The organism is Bacillus cereus group sp. MYBK14-1 (assembly GCF_051916885.1).
Classification (GTDB): domain Bacteria; phylum Bacillota; class Bacilli; order Bacillales; family Bacillaceae_G; genus Bacillus_A; species Bacillus_A cereus.
In genome coordinates this window covers 68,486-86,781 of record NZ_JBQAHM010000008.1, presented here as the reverse complement: position 1 = coordinate 86,781, position 18,296 = coordinate 68,486, and the positions used below count along the sequence as shown (strand labels likewise).

The window sequence follows — 18,296 nt, the reverse complement described above, 5'->3', positions numbered from 1 at the left end:
AGCAACTCAATTGAGACTGCTCCTTTTGCTATCATTTTTTATATTTGTCTTTATTTAATTTTTTTCTTTTCTAGAGTTTGATCTTCTAATTTTCGCTTCTATTTCAGAAGATACACTTTCTAACAACCAAGTAGGAATCCATCTATCCCAGCCAATCCGTACACAATTGGCTGTAAAGCTATTAAAAATATGATAAATCAAACCACCCGTTACCATAAAATAGAAAAACTCTGGTAGTTTAAATGCAATATCAAATAAATGCGCTAAAGAAGGTAATAAAAAGAGAACCACAGTTCGTGCAATGCCCTCAATTCCATATTGTGATGAATACGTACCATCTAATTTTGAAGCCTTACTACCAGTTATCCAATCTAATACAACTACCCATACCAAAATGATAATCCAAATTAAATTAGATTTACCATATAAAAAATTAAATAAAGTTCCCAATCCCCCACTAATTACAGAAGCAACTTTAAATTGAGTTGTGTTTATAACATCCATTACATTTAATGTTTTTACAAGTTCATGAATCCTTTCCAAACTTTCACCCCCTTTTTACATCCCAAAGCAAAATAAAAAAGCCTGCTTTAGCACGCTATTGTTTTAATTCAAATTATTTTTGCTATATGTTCGCTTTTTCCATGGTGATTCTAATGGCTCTTTTCTTGGTAGTGCTTGATTACGGATTTCCTCCTCCAGTATATACTGATTTTGTAGAAAATCTCCTTTAAATATTGTAGCTGGAATTCGGACACCTCCGGTTACAAACAGACTTGGCATATGATTCGCTTGCCCAACGTTCGGAACTCTTTCTCCGCCCATATGGCCTACTAGATTTACTATTCTACTTCCTTTTCCTATATTGGATACCCTTTCTCCATCCATAGGACCCATTAAATCTACTATTCTACTTCCTTTTCCTATATTGGATACCCTTTCTCCATCCATAGGACCCATTAGATCTACTATTCTACTTCCTTTTCCTATATTGGATACCCTTTCTCCATCCATAGGACCCATTAGATCTACTATTCTACTTCCTTTTCCTACATTTATCCTGCGAATACCTGTTTGTTGACAACCTTTATTTAATATAAATCCTTTAAATATAACCATATCGCACAATCACCCAATTCTTATAGCTAGAGCTGTGGAATTTCCCGCAAATGAATTTGTGTACTTACTATTTGAATCACTAGACCAATAATTAGATGATGTCCATAAAGGTTTATACACCTGAATACCATTTTCACTTTCCACTTCAATTGTATCATCTTTTGTTATTCTTCCATTAGGTATAAATGAGTATATAAATCCTAGTTTACCTCTTAGGCCTGTTTGAGGATCATCTAAATAGAAGTCTGTTAGCATCATAGGGCCTGAACCTGAACCACCATCAGAAGGAGAAGACCACCCTGCGAACTGACTAAATGACATTTGATATCCTAATGGGACATCTAAAAGCGCTGCAGGTTTATTTAAAATTAAATATTTATAACTATCCTCATAATAACCTGAGCTACTCGATGCATTAATTACACATGAATAATATGGATCGTTTTTTTCTTTCAAATATGTTTCTTCAGGTATCCCAAAAAAATTAACAACAGGTGATATATTTACTTGAGAATTGTCTTGTTTAAATTTATCTGAATCGGGTATTGTGACAAATATCATTCTGTCTAAGTCACAGTAATAATAATATTCTACTGGTAATTCAGTGCCCGTTGTTATTGAGCCTGAATAAGAAGAACTTGGTTTAGAATTAATAAAGTTCAATCTGCCATAACCTGAAATAGCAGATGAATTATGTTTTTTATTTTCAAAGTCCCATTCCTTATAAAAATCAAAAATAGCATTTGAATATCTTGTAGTTTTAATGTTGTAGGAAGCATTACCAAAGCCACCCGACCCTGCATAAAAATATAAAGCTAAATACATTGGAGTATTCCCTAAACTACCTTTAGAATGCAATACAACCCGATAATCTTTATGATCACTTGCATCTTCAAGAATTTCCCATCCTCCTTCGACAAATTTACTAACAAAAACGTCAAATAACTCCGCTCGTTTACAAAAACCTTTTTTATAAATAATATCCATAAACTAAGAACCTCACTCTACTCTAATTGCTGCTGCATTAGTTACAAATGATGTATAGTTACTACTAGCACCACCTAAAACTGTATATCTATATTTTTGAATTTCATTATTAACTTTAATTTCGATTATATCGCCATCGAGTATATCACCTGTCTGAAGAAGATATACTCTTCCTAATCTTCCTCTCATTCCTGTCGAACCATCCCCATAGAACACTTCACTTAACACAAACTTTTTATCTATATTAGGCGATAACGTAGAAACTAAACTATGAGTTCTTTGAGAGATTGTATTCTTACCAGGAACTTCGAGTAAGTTTTTAGGGTTATCTGCCACTCGTAAACAATAGGTACCAATCGAATTACCGTTGTATCCACTATTAGCATATACAGCACCGGAATACGACTTATTGTCGTTTCTTTTACTTTCTTCAACGAAAGATTGTTCAGGAAAACCTAAAAATATAAGTCCATTTCCTAAACCAGTGTATTTAAAGGGGACAACTAAAAAAATAATAACCTCTTTATCGACATAGTAATAGTACTCCATATCAAACAACCTATTATATTGCCTTGAATAGCTTGTATTTGTATCCTGATTAACTGTTCTTCCTGGAAAAAAGCAAAACGAAGTCATTCCGTCTCGTGAATAGAAAACAGTGTTGTTAGACTGCATTGTTCCCATTCTCATGGAGCCGTCAGTATAATCAGTTGTTCTTATATTATATGAGGAAGAGTTAGAGTCATAACAATTGAGATGGACAGCTAAATGTTTATCTCCATTGTAACCATCTGTATAAAGATATAAATTGTCGTCCGTTAAATTACTCCCTTCTTTTAATTTCCATCCCCCATTCAATGCTACCTGAACAAATGTATCAAATAGCTCATATTTTTTGCATGTTCCCTTTGTAAAAATAGCCTTAGTCATTTAATTTCACCTCTAAATTAATGTCGTTACTTTTAATACCACAGTATACAAAGAAGGTACATTACTGAAATTTTCAATAAATAGGTGACAAGACTTTGTTTGATCTTTATCGTCACAAGGAATATTGATTATATCGTATGTTCTTTTTTCTTTAATACTGCTGTACTGAATTTGCCCATCTTTTTGTTTATCAAAAATTGTACACTCATAATCATTATTTGCTGTATTTTCAACAAAGATTGTCCTAAGTTCATACTTGTTTATACCTAGTTCAATAGGTATATACTTCTTTTCATTACTATTAATCTCAACCTTTACTTTTTTTTCGATAAGCTTTGGAAGAATATTTTCTGTTTGTTCTTCTTGCTTATAATATCGATTTACGACCATTGATGTTCCCATCTTTTCACCCCCCAGCTACTCATGTTCAAGATGTATTTGAAATTGTAATGGAGCAAGCCCAACATAATCTGTTCCCTTTGTTACTTTTAACCAAAACTTTATTGTTTTTTCTGGATTTACATAAGGAATATTGATACTATCTTGATATTGACCTGGTTTACCATTACTGTCTAACGCAAGATCCGCCCATGACCATCCAAATTTATCTTCATATTGAGCAATACTTAAATTAACATTATTCGCTCGTGCAACTGAAGGATTCACAAGTTCTAGCATAATTTCTGATTTCCCTGATATCATATCTGGCAATCGAGTTTGTGCTAATGTTGAAAGCTCCTCACCTGAAAATTTAATTTCTAAATTAGATCCGAATCCATATACATCTCCACCATAAAATGTAGTCTTAATAACACCTAATTCTTTACCTTCTACATTTGTCAAAATAACTTTACCTGTAAATTCTAGTGACGGGAGAGTAATTTGAATACCAGTGTTATACCCTGTATTTCCATTGAATATAATTCTCCCAAATTCATCTTCCATCTGCACACTTATATTCGGCGCTATATTAGCAATGGTTAACTTTCTTCCTCTTGTAGCAATAATGCAATCAATATCAAGATTTACAAATTTTGAATTCGATCCTTTTTTTAATACAACACCAAACTTACTACAGCTCATTCTATCTGAGTCGTAAAAATTAAAACCTTCGCCATAATCAGAAAAAAACGTCCAATCTTCATTATCTTTGCACGCCATCCACTTCAATTCAGTTGTTTCTCGAGTACCATCTTCTGTTTCTAAGAACTCGATATTCTCCTCACCGTTTTTCCAAACGATAATACCGCCTTTGTCATCTTCATGGGTTGGCGTATAATCAGCAGATACTTCAAATGCGAATTCTTTCTCATTTGGAAGATCTGCAAGTAATAATGTGTCACGCGAAACATTGTGTAGCATTCTAAAATATCCTTTTCGATCAATTAAAGAATAGCTACCGACAGGAGATGCAATCCATCTGGAATCGAACGTATCAAAATCATCCTTAAAGATTAAACCACTTCTTATTTGATATGGTTTTAATTTCTCATCAGGTAGTTTTAATAGTGTTGCACCTTCTTCTAAGTCAATAGCATCGATACTGATGTATTTCCCTGACAACTCGATAACGTGAATCATATCTTCAAGATTTTTCTTTTCATATGCAAGTGTTTGGTATTGCATAACTTCTCCTGAAAGTTTAAGGATTTCCTTTTGGCCATCAATTTTCAATTCAATGTCTTCCGGATAGGATGGACTTGTCATACTAATTAATCGGAACTTAGTACCCTTGAATAAAAATCTAGCCGAGATGGTGCTATCGTTATTGTCTTCCTTACTCTTCCAATGATGAGTATTATTGTAGCAACTAACATCAGCTTCAGTTGTTTTCCAGAAACCGTTGTATTCAATATTCTTGTGAGTATCGTCAAAACGTACCCAACCAGGTTCCGGCTCAACTAACTTGTCACCTAATCTAGCAAGTAAGTATCCGTCAGCGTCAATGTCAATGGAATCTAACGACATAGCTTTACCAATCACTTTTACAGTATGCTTGCCACGGTCTAAACCTATTTTCTCGTAACGTATGACTTGGTTACCTGAAGGACTATTGTAAACCATAGTTTCTTCTTTACCATCAATAAGTACTTTAGAAGTTGCATCGTAACCACTGTCGCCATAAGCTAGAAGTCTAAGTTTAGTACCTACGAACTCAAATTCGAAACTCGTGTCAAGTTTCTTGTCGAGATTGTAATGAGTTGTCTTGTTGTAGTGCTTATCATTACCCGTGGCTAGTTTCCAGTTTCCGATATAACGAATTAATGGATCGGTATCATCAATCCGTTTCCAACCTTTTTCAGGCTCTGTAAGAACAGTACCTACACCAGGTCGTGAAACAAGACTACCAGTGTCATCAATATCAATAGCATCCATTCGGAAGTCATATTCTAAAGCACCGGGTTGAGTTGTGATAACTGTTACCGTTACATCGTGCTCAATATCTTCTAAACCGAGTTTCTCATATTTCAAGACTTGGTTTGTATCTTGTGGTGCAATAGCGTCAAAATCCTCTTCAGGTAAGTCATCTATCTTTACTCTGATTCTATCTGAATAATATTGTTTAGTAGCACAACCAACAATGAGTCGTAACTTAGTACCTTTAAATCTGAATACCATACTTGCATTTTTACCCTTTTTAGCACAAGTACTTTTTCCGCCATAAGCACCGTTATAGGCTACGTTTTTACTCCAGTTAGCATCATATTGAATGTATGTGGAGTTGTCATCATAACGTTTCCATCCATAGTTTGGATAAGTAGAAACATCACCAATACTTACAGGTAGTCTATCAATGTGTCCAGTAGCGTCGATATCAACACCAATAAATTGAGGGTCCCAACCTTCATGAGTTCCACCGTTGACTGTTACCACGTGGTATCCTTCATCTAGGTTAAGTACTTCACAAGCGACTTTAGCTGGTCCGGATACAGGGAACATATTAACAGGATACTTCACTCCGTCAATTAATACGTTACCAAGTTGTTCTTCATTTGAGCCTAAGTTAGACGAATAAATCAATCTAAATTTTGTACCGAAGAATCTAAACTGAATTTTATCAAACGAGTACTTGATTGGCGGTGTTTGATTTTGGTAATCCATGCCACCGGTATAATCAAAATACATATTCTCCTTCGTTAAACGTTGCCAACCTGATTCTGGTGTAGCTAAGAAATCTCCAACTGTTATTGGTGGTTTTTCAATATAGCCATCTGCATCAATGTCAATTGCATCAATATTAAGTCGATAAGTACCTTTAGTTCCACACTGAATTCTAACTCTATGCTTCCCTTTAGTTAATCCTAACTTCTCATATGCAAGACCTTGATATACCTTAGCAGATGCTATCTCGCTATACTTTTCTGTCACGCCATCAATTGTAATTGATATGTCATCTGTACGATATGATGCAACATCGAAGCAAGTAATAATTCTAAGCTGAGTTCCATAAAAATCGAATTCAACTGCACCTTTAGAGTCATTGTCTTTTACATAATGATAAGTACCATTATACCAATCAGAAGATGAGCCTTTTTCCCAAGTACCTTGATATTTAAGTAACGAGTCGGTTCCATCAAGGCGTTTCCAACCTGCCTCTGGCTGTTTTAGTTGGTCTCCGATCTTAACTGATGGCTTACCTCCAATTGAACCAGATTCATCAATGTCAATAGCATCAAGATTTATATATTTACCTTTTATTTCAACAGTATGCAATTTATTTGATAAACCTAACTTCTCGTATATTAACGACTGGTAGATAGCAGTTAAGCCTGAGGGTCTAAAGAAATTGATAGTTTCTTCTACTCCGTCAATTAGAATTTTAGCGCCAGAGTCATACTCAGATAACCCAATTCCAATAATCCTAAGTTTTGTCCCTGTAAAGTTAAATTTTATAGAAACTGGGTTAGAATCAGGTGGGATGTTTGAACTTGCATGTTTATAATGAATAGTGTTCTTGTAGCATCTACCATCAGCATCGCTTGTTGCCCATACACCATTGTATTCAATATTACTATCTGTATCGTCAATTCGTTTCCAACCAGGTTGAGGCTCAAATAATATATCACGAAGGTTAGTAGAAGTTTCTACTAAATCACCGCCTTTTATATCAAAAGCGTCTACTGTCATTACCGTACCAGTAAGTTTCACTGTATGAACGCCGTTGGGTAAGTTTTTCTCGTATAGTATAACCTGATACCGAGTCTTGTCCTGGTCAGTTGGAGTTTTAACCTTATATTTCTCAGTCACACCGTCAATTTCCATGGTAACATCCTCCCAAGAACTTTGGGAGTAGTTTGCTGAAATGACACGAAGGCCTGTACCTTTGAAAGAGAACTCTACTGTCCCTAATGTCCTGTTCGAGTGGTCAGGAACTCTATAAGTTGCCGTTTTATTATATCCGGGTTCATACCCTCCACCCTTAGCTAATTCCCAGTAATCACCTCTGTAATGAATTAGCGGATTTGTATCATCTACACGAGTCCATCCTGGTTCAGGTTGTAATAAAATGTCTCCTACTTTAGCAGGTGGGTTTGGTTTTACTAAAGACCCCGTTTTGTCAATATCGATTGCATCTAGCGTTATGTCTATACCAGATAACTCAACTAAATGCTCTTTATCTTCAAGTTCAGTTGCTTCGAACATTAAAGTTTGCTGAACTCCGCTAATTGGTGATCTTCCTTCAACCTTAGTTAAGTCGTAAGATATTCCGTCGATCTTTAAAATAGCTTTTTTCTGGAAGTAACTGCTTAATGCTACAAGTCTTAACTTAGTCCCTTTAAATTTAAAGGTAGCAGACGCTTCTTCTGTACTCCCCGATGGTGCAGAATAATAATGAAGAGTTTCATTGTATGCACCTTTCTGAGTAGTTATGAAATTCCATTTGCCATCATATTGAATATTTGAATCTGCGTCATCCATACGCTTCCATCCAGATTCTGGTTGGATTAATTGGTCACCTACTTTAGCAGGTGGTTTTTCAATACTTCCGTCACTATCAATATCAATAGCATCAAAAGTTAACGGGAAAGGCGAATTAGTTCCGGATTTAATAACCACATCGTGAATACCTTCTGCCAAACCTAATTTCTCATAAACCAATGTTTGATATCCAACTTTAGTAGCTTGCTCACTGTAAAATTCCTCTTGACCATCGATTATAATCTTAATATCGTTACTTCGATACTGATACTCGTGTATACAACCAATAATTCTAAGTTTAGTGCCTGAAAATTGGAATTGTACTTCCCCTGAAGCTCCGTCAACATAGTGGAATGTATTGTTAAACCATTCAGGAGTAGTATTACCCGACTTCCACCAATCACCTACATATTTAAAACTAGAATCGGTATCGTCAATACGCTTCCAACCCGCCTCCGGTTGTAATAATTGGTCTCCTACTTTAATAGGAGGTTTGCTCATTGAACCATTGTCGTCGATGTCTATAGCGTCAAGTGAGAGTGCACCAGGGGTTTCACACTTAATAGTAACTTCGTGAACGGCATCAGTTAATCCTAATTTCTCGTAGCATAAAACACTTCCATAAGCTCTATCTACAACTCTCGACTCTGAATAGTACTGAACTTGACCATCTATACTTATTGCAACTTTGTTACTATGATTCTCATAAACAGAACACATCAATCTCAGCTTAGTACCTTTAAAATTAAATTTAATTTGAGCTGATTTATCGGTGTTCAGGTTGTTATGGCAAGTGTTATTGTAGTACTGTCTGGTAGAATCTGAATCACTTGTCCAATTGCTACCTAGATACTGAATATTTGTATCTATATTATCAATTCGTTTCCAACCCGGTTCTGGTTGAATTAATTGGTCACCTACTTTAGCAAGTGGTTTTTCAATACTTCCGTCACTATCAATATCAATAGCATCGAAGTTTATGTTAAGACCGGATAGTTTAACTTTATGCTCACCGTTTGCTAAACCTAGTTTCTCATAAACTAAGGACTGATATTGAGTATTTGGTTGCTCGAAGTTTATAGTCTCAACCGGTTGTTCGTCAATCCAAATTTGACCTTCTCTATACCCAGCAGAAAGTACTCCTATTATTCGTAACTTAGTGCCATTGAATACAAACTCAACCGTAGCAAGTTTATCTGAGTTCAGGCAATAGTGAGTAGACCCTCCAGACCATTTGGCATCTGAATGAGTTGCCCATCCGTCTCCTGTATATTTAAAGCTCGAATTAGAATCTTCAATTCGTTTCCAACCATCTTCAGGTTGTAACAGTTGGTCCCCAACCTTTACTGGTGGCTTACCTCCAATTGAACCAGATTCATCAATGTCAATAGCATCGAGATTCATAAATTTACCTTTTATTTCAACAGTATGCAACTGATTAGGTAAACCTGTCTTCTCGTATATTAACGCCTTGTGGATAGGTGGGAAGTCTTTAGGTCTGAAGAAATTGATAGTTTCCTCTACACCATCGATTAAAATCTTAGCATTTGCGTCATACAATGATAATGCAAGTCCGATAATTCTAAGTTTTGTTCCTGAAAAGTTAAACTTTATCGAAACCGGGTTAGAATCAGCTGGCGTGTTTGAAGTTGCATGTTTATAATGAAACGTGTTGTTATAGTATCTATCATCAGCTGTACTCGTTGCCCATACACCAGTGTATTCAATATTATTATCTGTATCGTCAATTCGTTTCCAACCCCGTTGAGGTTCTAGCAATTGTTCACCCACATTTATTTCAGAAACAAAATACTCACCATCTTTTAAGTCTATAGCAGATAAACTTAAATTACCCGACTTGTTAGCGTAGATTTCTACGGTATGAATTCTTAATGGTAACCCTAACTTTTCAACAGATATCCGATCTCCATCTGAATCTCCTCGGAAGTTGTAGTAACTCGAGATGCCGTCTATAGTTATCTTTGCATTAGTTGCTGAGTTATTGAAGTGAGTTGATATAACTCTAATAGCACTACCATAGAATTTAAATTTAAGGTAACCGACATCTCGAGTTGTTGTATATTTATCAGTGTCCTTGTAGGGTTCCCATGCACCCTCGGGGTAGTATTTTATAGCTACTGTACCGTCACTTAATTTTGCATTAAACTTATGACGCTTCCAACTAGGTTCCGGGTTTGGTAGGAGGTCACCTTGTTTAGCTTTAGGAACAATAGTACCACCTAAAATATCGAATGCGTCAACTACCATGTGAGTTGTACCTGTTAACTTAATTTCATGTACTTTATCTTCAAGGCCTAAAACCTCATGAAGAACGAGTTGTTGCTTAGAACCATTTACTTTTTCATCCCATATTCGATAGCCACCATAAGATACACCGTCAATTTGAACATTTATATCAGGTCTAGCAGATTGATATTTAGGTCCAATTATTCGAATGCCTGTACCTTTAAAGTTGAGAGAAACAGTACCGTCTCCAATAGCACTAGCAGACCTGTTTGTGTAGGTATCGTTGTAATAACCAAGTGACTCACGAGGTGTCCAAGTTTCACCTATATATGTGATATACTTGTTAGTATTGTCAATACGAGCCCATCCCGGTTCCGGGTCTTTTAGTACAGTATCTACTTTAGATATATAAAGAGAACCACCTTGAATATCAACTGCATCGAAATACAATGCGCTTGTACTGATAGTTACTGTATGAATACCTGGTGCTAAATTTAGTTTTTCAAATATAATAGACTGGTATACAGAAATGATAGAACTGTCGTACATTTCAAAAGTTCCTGCATCTATTCCATCAATAGTGACGTTTGTCTTTAAACCTTTAAATTCAGCTACTGAGGTTTTCTGAGCAATTAAACGTAAGCCTGTACCGGTGAAGGTAAACTTGACTTCAAAAACTCCAGGCTTTGAATACGATTTCATATGAACTGAACCATTGTAGAAAATACCAGAATTATTTGTAGATACGGACCAATCACCTGTATAGAAAATATTTTTATCTGTATCATCAAAACGACTCCAGCCTGTTTCGGGCTGAAGAAGTACATCACCTAATTTTGCCATAATATCACCTCTCTATTTTGTCTTACGATAATTCTACTTTCTCCACCAGTAAGGTCTACTATGTCATAACCATACTTACCAACAACTTAATGGATCAATAACTTTAAATATTTCATGCATAACAGAAAGGAACTAATTTACTTACTAAAAGACATTTACAATACAATTGAACTGCTTAAGCTTTTACTTTTACAACAGCTCTAGCAGTTCAATTTTAAAAATTACATAATGCCATAAAATACAAATATTCGATATCATATACTTAAATAAAAACTAATCTAGCACTCTACTTTATTATCTCGTTTTCTTCCAATTCCAATTATTCCACCAAGATTCCCGGCTATGTTTTAACCATATTTTTGGTTCTTCTTCGATTAATATATCGCTTTCCTCAAATTCAACCGGTTCTTCTGCCTGATAGATATTTTCTAATTTAAACGTATCATTTTCAACAAGTATACTTTCGTTGTCTAAAATGCGATTAAATTGTTCTATTTCATCTATATTCGTATGAACAAGATTTCTTCTATTCACTGGGGTTGATTGGATCTCTATACTAGATAATTCTCTTACATTTTCAAACATACTGTATGTATTTATGGATGCTTTATGAGTTGATTTTCTTTCCCATTCATATAGCTCATGTATATTTGAAGCCTCTTCAATTGACTTCCGATGCATATCCTTCAATTCTAAAATATTCATCATTATATTTCGTACTGTACGATCTAATTCTTCATTCTTCACTACATTTGTATTAAATTCTCTTACATCTTTATGAAATTGATCCGTGACTACTATATTTGCCTCTGCCTCTTTCATAAGCTTTTCCATTGGAGCAGATGTAATATTCTTTACATACCAGTTTCGATCATTCATTGCGGTTTCATATTGTTCAATACTAATCTGTAACTCTCTGTCAATGATCTTAAAATTCTCTTTATCGATTATTTTTGCAGCTAATTCTTTTACGACTTTTACATTATCTATCGTTGCAACAGTCGCATCAACTTCTTGCAAGACATTACCAAACTGATAGAATGAACTAATTTCTGCTCTTGTTTCATTTTCTTTATTCATTATTTCATACGTATCTATATTTGTTTGTAATTCTCTTTGGGTTCTTGCAAACAAATCATAATCTGGTAAATAAACTGGAATCCCTAATCCTTCGAATAGATCAAACTCTTCATACAATGCTTCTATTTCTTTTACTTTTTCTAATACAAAAGTATCACTTTCAACAAGTATACTTTCGCTGTCTACTGTTCGGCTGGATTGTTCTATATGACCAATAGTAGTATTAAAAGTATTGTACTTATTCGTTAGAGTTGTACGGATTTCTTCACTAGCTAGTTCTCTTCCAGATTCACTTACATCACATTCATGTATTGATGCTTTATTATCTGCTTTTCTTTGCCATTCGTCTGCTTCAAAAATATTTGACTTGTACTCATTATTAATTTGTCGCATATCATCAAAATGCTTAATTTTCATTATGAGTTGTTTCGTAAGTCGTTCTAACTCTTCATCCTTAATTACATTTGTATTACGTTCTTTTATTATTCTCTCTAATTGATCAGTAACGATTATATGCGTATCTATTTCTGGCACTCGCTTTGTCATCGGATTAGATATAGTACTTTCTGCATACCAATTCCTATCATTCGTTGCAGTTTCATATTGTTCAATACTAGTTTGTAACTCTTTCTCAATATGTCCTATATCATTACTATCAATTATATTAGTTGCTACTTCTTTCTCTAGATTACCAATCGAATCAACCGTATTAATTTCTGCTTCTATATTATTTTCTCTATTAGCTATTTCAGCTGTCTCTATATTCGTTAGTAATTCCCTTTGAATCCTTGCGAACAAATCATACTCCGGTAAGTAAACTGGAGTTCCTATTAAATCAAAAAGATCAAATTCTTCGTAACGAGATTCCTGTTCTTTTACATGTCTATTAACAAGGTCATATCCTTCTTCATTATGTGCTATCAATTGTTCTTGCTTTGTAAACTCTACAGGGCTAATACATTCTGATTCATTATCGACTTTAACTCTTTCACTTGTTATTGGTTCATTACTTTCTTCACTTATAAACAATCGATCATATAATACAGAATCCGCTACTCTATCATCCTCCACTAACAACTCATGAAGGTCACGCTTTGCTAATTCATACGCATTTGTAAATGGAGTTTCTATTTCACCTAGAATCCGATCCATGGAAGATATATCTGCTTGGGCAGTATGATACTGTCCATTTACTCGATTAAAATGTTCATATCCATATATCCCCATTGCTTCTTGCTCATCTATAACTCGATTAGAAAGTTCATAAGAAGGTACATTCACTTCCATTTGTAATACTTTTCTATCTATAGCAGCTACATCGAAAAAGACTCCCTCTTTCTCTTGCATGCTTCTATCTGCTAGATCCGTATCACGAACATTACCATATACTGAACGTATGTCTCTTTTAGCTGAATTAACTGTTATTTGTTTCGCTTGTAGTTCTCTCTGTACACGAGCAAATAAATCATAGTCTGGCATATAAACTGGGATTCCTAAACTATTAAACAGATCAAATTCCTCATAAAATCCGGTCAATTTTTTGATTTGTCTACTAGCAAATTCATAGTTATCTTGAATAGTCCCCAATAATTGTTTATGTATTAGGTCCATTTCCTCATGGTGTATATATTCAGTCCATACATGTTTCGTTTTCTTATTAACTTGTTCGTCTTCAGCTAATTTTACTTCTACTTCTTTTGTGAGCACATCACTCTGTATCATTTCTGGAAGATTATAATCCATGTACAAATGATTTTGACTTGATACCATCAATGTTTCTACTAAATTTACCTCATTAGAATGGTACTGTCTTTCCAATAACTCATATCCACTTATGAATTTACTTTCATATTCATGCGTTATATGATTCATGTCATTCATTTCTATGTGAGATGAATCATATTCTATTAATAGTTTTTGAGCGTTATTATATACATGGCCACCATATGTATATATGTCTTGCATTATGCGGTCCGCAAATGACACATCATATTCATTAGTTTGAAGTTCTAGCTTTTTACGTTCTAAATCTTCTATATTAATAAATCTTCCATCTATCTTCAGTGCTTTTCTATTTACAAATTCAAAATAATTTATTTCACCATTTCGCTGAATGGCATCTCTATTCGCTGCATTGTAATTTATATTACGAGCCTGTATTTCTCTTTGTTTACGAGCAAACAAATCATAATCTGGCATATAAACCGGAATTCCTGTATCAGTAAATAAATCAAATTCCTCATAAGAAGTAGTTACTTCTCTTGGCATGTTATTATAAAGCTCCAAATCACTTATATCTTGTACAGGTAATTCTTTTTGGCTAATCTCTACATGATCCACATTTCTAACTACAGTACTACATATTTCTTTTTCTCTTCTTTCAGTCAATATTGTTTCATAAAATCCTTCGCCATATAAAATACGTGCAACCTGTACCCATCGCGGTATTTCATCTACATTGGTTGCAAATTCTCGTAATTTCTGTTTTACTCTCTCTTGCTCAATTGGGAGCATATTACCTGCTTTATATATCTTACGATCTGTACTAGACATTTCTGTTACATCTGCATACTTTGTATCTAATCTGCTTCCATTGTTCCCTTCCATATGTTCCATATCAAAAGTTCGGTCATGTTGCATTGCTTTCTGATAGTAATGAACATCTGCAAGAATTTCTTTAAGCGGTTTAGAATCCTGTATGCTTAACAGTTCCATGTTGATACTCCGCATTAGGTTTGCAATATCCACTTTAGCAATATTAGCAGTCACCTCAACTTGCCTTATTGCCTCTACAACAAGGTCTGTTAATATACCTTTTCCCTTTACTATTTTGGTTGCAAATACCCCAGCATCTTCTTCCTTAACAGCTTTGAATCTTGAATATGGTGGCAAACTGACTGGAAAATTATTCGCATTTTTTACAAAAGGATTTAAAACAGAAAGCGAGAGACTATATGTTTTCTTCATTGTTGATCCCAAAGGAATCGAAACAACATGACTCTTCTTTTTCGTACATAAAGAAGGGGAAGCAATAGAATAAATTTTCTCACTCACTCTCTGCATTCCCCCTTATATGATTAATGATTAAATATCTTCTTTATAAATAGCTAGACCAATTGGATTAAATGGCGTTGCTTTCGCTTGTGTCATCGGAGAGACTGCGGTAGTCGGCAACGTATAACGATATAATTGTGCAAATTCATAACTTGCTGTAATCTCTACCCCGTTAATTGGAATTTCTTTAAACGTCACTGTTTTATCATCTTCATTTAAAATAAAGTCAGTATTAGGAACTAGAGTACATGCATTGAACAACTTAAGTGTTCCTGCTTTTGGTTTATGCTCTAAATGGAAAACTTTTCTCATTCCATTTCCTTTTCCTAAAGATTCACTTGTAACTTCCTTTTCAATTTCCAATTCATCGGCCTGTTGAATATTTTTTGGGTGAACAGCATAAACATCATCTAATTTCCCAACATATCCATCATTAGGATGAACGATATAAATCTGTGACAAATGATATTTTCCACTATAGACAGATGGATTAAATCGACCTTGTCCACTATCAATATCCATATCGTGCGTAATAAATGATAAATAATGTTTTTGATACATTGCACCTGTGTATGATTGAGCTAATAATACAGAATCATTTCCATTACCTGTATTTTCTCCGTAGTCTAAATTTGCATTTCCAATTTTTTTATTAGGCGCATAATTATATTGATCCCCGTTACGACAACCACCAATAATTACAGTGTTTTTACGCGGTGCATTATCAAATGTGTACATTCTTCCAATATATAATGGTACAAATAATGCTCGAACAGGACTTGGTGTTGGATCTACACGCATAAACATAACAATACGATCTTTATTTCCATTACCATACATATAAACGACAGAATCACGTTTCCAATCTTTTGTAAAACGGGCTTCTGGTGTAAAACTAATCGGTGTATAAGGCGAAGGATTTACAAAATTAACTGTAGAATATACTTCAGCCATAATACTTTCCATTTTTTGTACGTCAAATGATGTCTTCGCTACTAAAGTATCTAACGTTCCGTCTGCCTTTGGTGCTAGAAAATACACTCCAGAAAATTTAATGTTCTCGGAACTTTTTGGGGCAGTTTGAAATTCAATTGCTTTATCTGAAATTGTATATTCCCCCGGATCGACCATCTGATTATTTCTATAAACCATAAAACGACTTTCATCAAAATTTGAAAATGGCAAATTAAATGTTTTTTTTGAACCGGTACCGTTTCCTAAATCACTTTCAGCATCTGATAACTTTACTTCCTTCTCAATAAAATATTGGTTAAACGTAAAGAAAATCATATCATTATTTGGTTCGTATGCATCATTTGTTAATCGATACTCACAGGTGATTTTATCTCCTTTTGCAATCGCTTGATTAAAAATAACTTTCCCCGCTTTAGCATCAACTTTATATTTATCCTTTTCTAGTAAAATGCTATTTACATACACTAATAAAGAACTTTCAACTACAGGAAATGTCGGAATTTGAAATTCCTTTTTCACTCCATCTCCCATGCCTAGCTTTCCTAATGGAGAATCCACAGGAATAAATCTACCATCTGTAAAATCAGAATCGCTCGTATCATAAGCATTTGCCACTCCAAATCTGCGCCATTCTCCATCGCTACCTAACGATTCAAATAATCGAACATCAATAAATTTATTGATACCACTTCTAATTTTAAAGTATAACTTTCGACTCCATCCTCGCTCTGTAATCATTTTCTCTAATTCAACCGGTAATGTTTGTAAATAAGCTACTTTATCAAACCACATGTTTTTCTCTCCCCTTTACATTGACTTCTCATAAATTCCTAATCCAGCTGGACGATATGGTGTCGCTGGTCTTTTTGTAATTGGCGAAATCGCATCAACATTATAAAAACGATAAATATCAAATGTATCTGGACAAGTATTTTTTCGCACTTTTAATTTATCCCCATTCAATAATCCTAAAGGAGATAGTAAAACCATATGAGGTAAGAAACCTCGCACACCTTCATCTGGATGAACAATATAAGCACGAGATGTATGAACTCGACCACTATATACCGAAGGATTAAATTGATACTTATATTCATCATTATCATGAGACTGCCAAGCTAGTGGATATTGACCACCATTTACTCCTTTTCTATCAGGCGGCATCTCATTTGGAGCAACATTCCAAGCAATATAATGGGCTTGATATCTAGCCCCTAATCGCGAACGCTTAATAATAACGTTATCAATACCATTACCCGGTGATTTAGGATACGTTTTTAAGATTGGCAAACTATCATTCACATTTCTATATGGTTTCTTATCATTAAAATCAAATGCATGTGAGCTATTTTCTGTACCTGTATCAAATGCTGTCCCAGCCCAAAGTGCGTCACCAATTTGATCATCTTTCGCATAGCTTTCAATTTTGCCCATGTATAAAGGTGTAACCGGAACTACATTATTTTCAAATGCAGGTGTATTATCTGCTTGAATTAATAAAACTACACGATCCTTATCTACTTGGCCAGTCACTCTAACTAATGAATCAGGCCACCAATTTGTTTTTACATCAACCCCTTCTAAATTTGGGTTACGTAATGTAATTTTTACAAACGGTGACATCATAACATCCGTATTAGCACTGGTATAATCTATACTTGGATAGCCATTCTTCATAAGAATATCCGTTTTACTCACTTCTACATCTATTAAAATTTTTGTGAAAGAATCATAAGCTACTGCTGTCGCTGTCCCATCTTTAAATGCAGGATCTTTTTCAATCATATAAACATAAAAACAAGAACGATCAAGATTTTTACTATATCTTAATTTTGCATCCTTAATAAATTCTGCTTTATCCTCTTCCGTATTAAATTTATACGAAAGATCCTTTTTAGCAATATTCCAAGATGCAATTTGGACTAATCCATACATAGCCCCTTCTGCATTTTTAATAATCGTATGTTCCGCAATTCCAAACCGGTATAATGTTTCATCCATACCAGAATTCCTTAAAATTTCTAATGGATACCCCGCCTTTTGAAACTTTTTAACCTTTGTCCACCCGTTACTAGTTGCTACATTTATAAGATCGTCTAAGAAACTTCCCTCTTGAAATACCTTTTCAATAAACGCCACTT

Annotated in this window: 9 protein-coding genes; all 9 read right to left on the bottom strand. The window is 34.5% G+C overall.

Annotation, left to right across the window (positions count from 1 at the left end):
• Positions 1–54 precede the first annotated feature (54 nt).
• The 9 genes from ACTFR3_RS20205 to ACTFR3_RS20165 all read right to left on the bottom strand — a co-directional run bounded on the left by ACTFR3_RS20205 (position 55) and on the right by ACTFR3_RS20165 (position 18,294).
• Entirely contained in the window at positions 55–543 is a 489-nt protein-coding gene (locus tag ACTFR3_RS20205) for a phage holin family protein (protein WP_440044730.1), read from the bottom strand.
• Positions 544–606: 63 nt separating this feature from the next.
• Positions 607–1,119, bottom strand: coding sequence for a hypothetical protein (locus tag ACTFR3_RS20200; RefSeq protein ID WP_440044729.1), 513 nt, complete (start codon positions 1,117–1,119; stop codon positions 607–609).
• A 9-nt stretch (positions 1,120–1,128) separates the two neighbouring features.
• The gene (locus ACTFR3_RS20195; RefSeq protein WP_440044727.1) at positions 1,129–2,106 is read right to left on the bottom strand and encodes a hypothetical protein; all 978 of its coding nucleotides are present in this window, start codon (positions 2,104–2,106) and stop codon (positions 1,129–1,131) included.
• Positions 2,107–2,118: 12 nt separating this feature from the next.
• On the bottom strand, positions 2,119–3,036 hold the full coding sequence (locus ACTFR3_RS20190) for a hypothetical protein (RefSeq protein WP_440044726.1): 918 nt from the start codon (positions 3,034–3,036) through the stop codon (positions 2,119–2,121).
• 12 nt (positions 3,037–3,048) lie between these two features.
• Positions 3,049–3,438 (bottom strand): hypothetical protein, encoded by a 390-nt coding sequence (locus tag ACTFR3_RS20185; protein ID WP_434611742.1) that lies wholly within the window; start codon positions 3,436–3,438, stop codon positions 3,049–3,051.
• A 15-nt stretch (positions 3,439–3,453) separates the two neighbouring features.
• Positions 3,454–11,046, bottom strand: a complete 7,593-nt coding sequence (locus ACTFR3_RS20180) for a hypothetical protein (protein WP_440044725.1) — start codon at positions 11,044–11,046, stop codon at positions 3,454–3,456.
• 294 nt (positions 11,047–11,340) lie between these two features.
• Positions 11,341–15,189 (bottom strand): hypothetical protein, encoded by a 3,849-nt coding sequence (locus ACTFR3_RS20175; protein WP_440044724.1) that lies wholly within the window; start codon positions 15,187–15,189, stop codon positions 11,341–11,343.
• 21 nt (positions 15,190–15,210) lie between these two features.
• On the bottom strand, positions 15,211–16,947 hold the full coding sequence (locus ACTFR3_RS20170) for a hypothetical protein (protein WP_440044723.1): 1,737 nt from the start codon (positions 16,945–16,947) through the stop codon (positions 15,211–15,213).
• Between the two features lie 15 nt (positions 16,948–16,962).
• Positions 16,963–18,294, bottom strand: a complete 1,332-nt coding sequence (locus tag ACTFR3_RS20165) for a hypothetical protein (protein WP_431140586.1) — start codon at positions 18,292–18,294, stop codon at positions 16,963–16,965.
• Positions 18,295–18,296: the final 2 nt, after the last annotated feature.

What these genes read in the sequence shown, in the direction of transcription:
- ACTFR3_RS20195 (WP_440044727.1), bottom strand. Translation starts at nt 2,106, where the DNA reads ATGGATATTATTTATAAAAAAGGTTTTTGTAAACGAGCGGAGTTATTT.
- ACTFR3_RS20180 (WP_440044725.1), bottom strand. Translation starts at nt 11,046, where the DNA reads ATGGCAAAATTAGGTGATGTACTTCTTCAGCCCGAAACAGGCTGGAGT.
- ACTFR3_RS20190 (WP_440044726.1), bottom strand. Translation starts at nt 3,036, where the DNA reads ATGACTAAGGCTATTTTTACAAAGGGAACATGCAAAAAATATGAGCTA.
- ACTFR3_RS20200 (WP_440044729.1), bottom strand. Translation starts at nt 1,119, where the DNA reads ATGGTTATATTTAAAGGATTTATATTAAATAAAGGTTGTCAACAAACA.
- ACTFR3_RS20170 (WP_440044723.1), bottom strand. Translation starts at nt 16,947, where the DNA reads ATGTGGTTTGATAAAGTAGCTTATTTACAAACATTACCGGTTGAATTA.
- ACTFR3_RS20175 (WP_440044724.1), bottom strand. Translation starts at nt 15,189, where the DNA reads ATGCAGAGAGTGAGTGAGAAAATTTATTCTATTGCTTCCCCTTCTTTA.
- ACTFR3_RS20185 (WP_434611742.1), bottom strand. Translation starts at nt 3,438, where the DNA reads ATGGGAACATCAATGGTCGTAAATCGATATTATAAGCAAGAAGAACAA.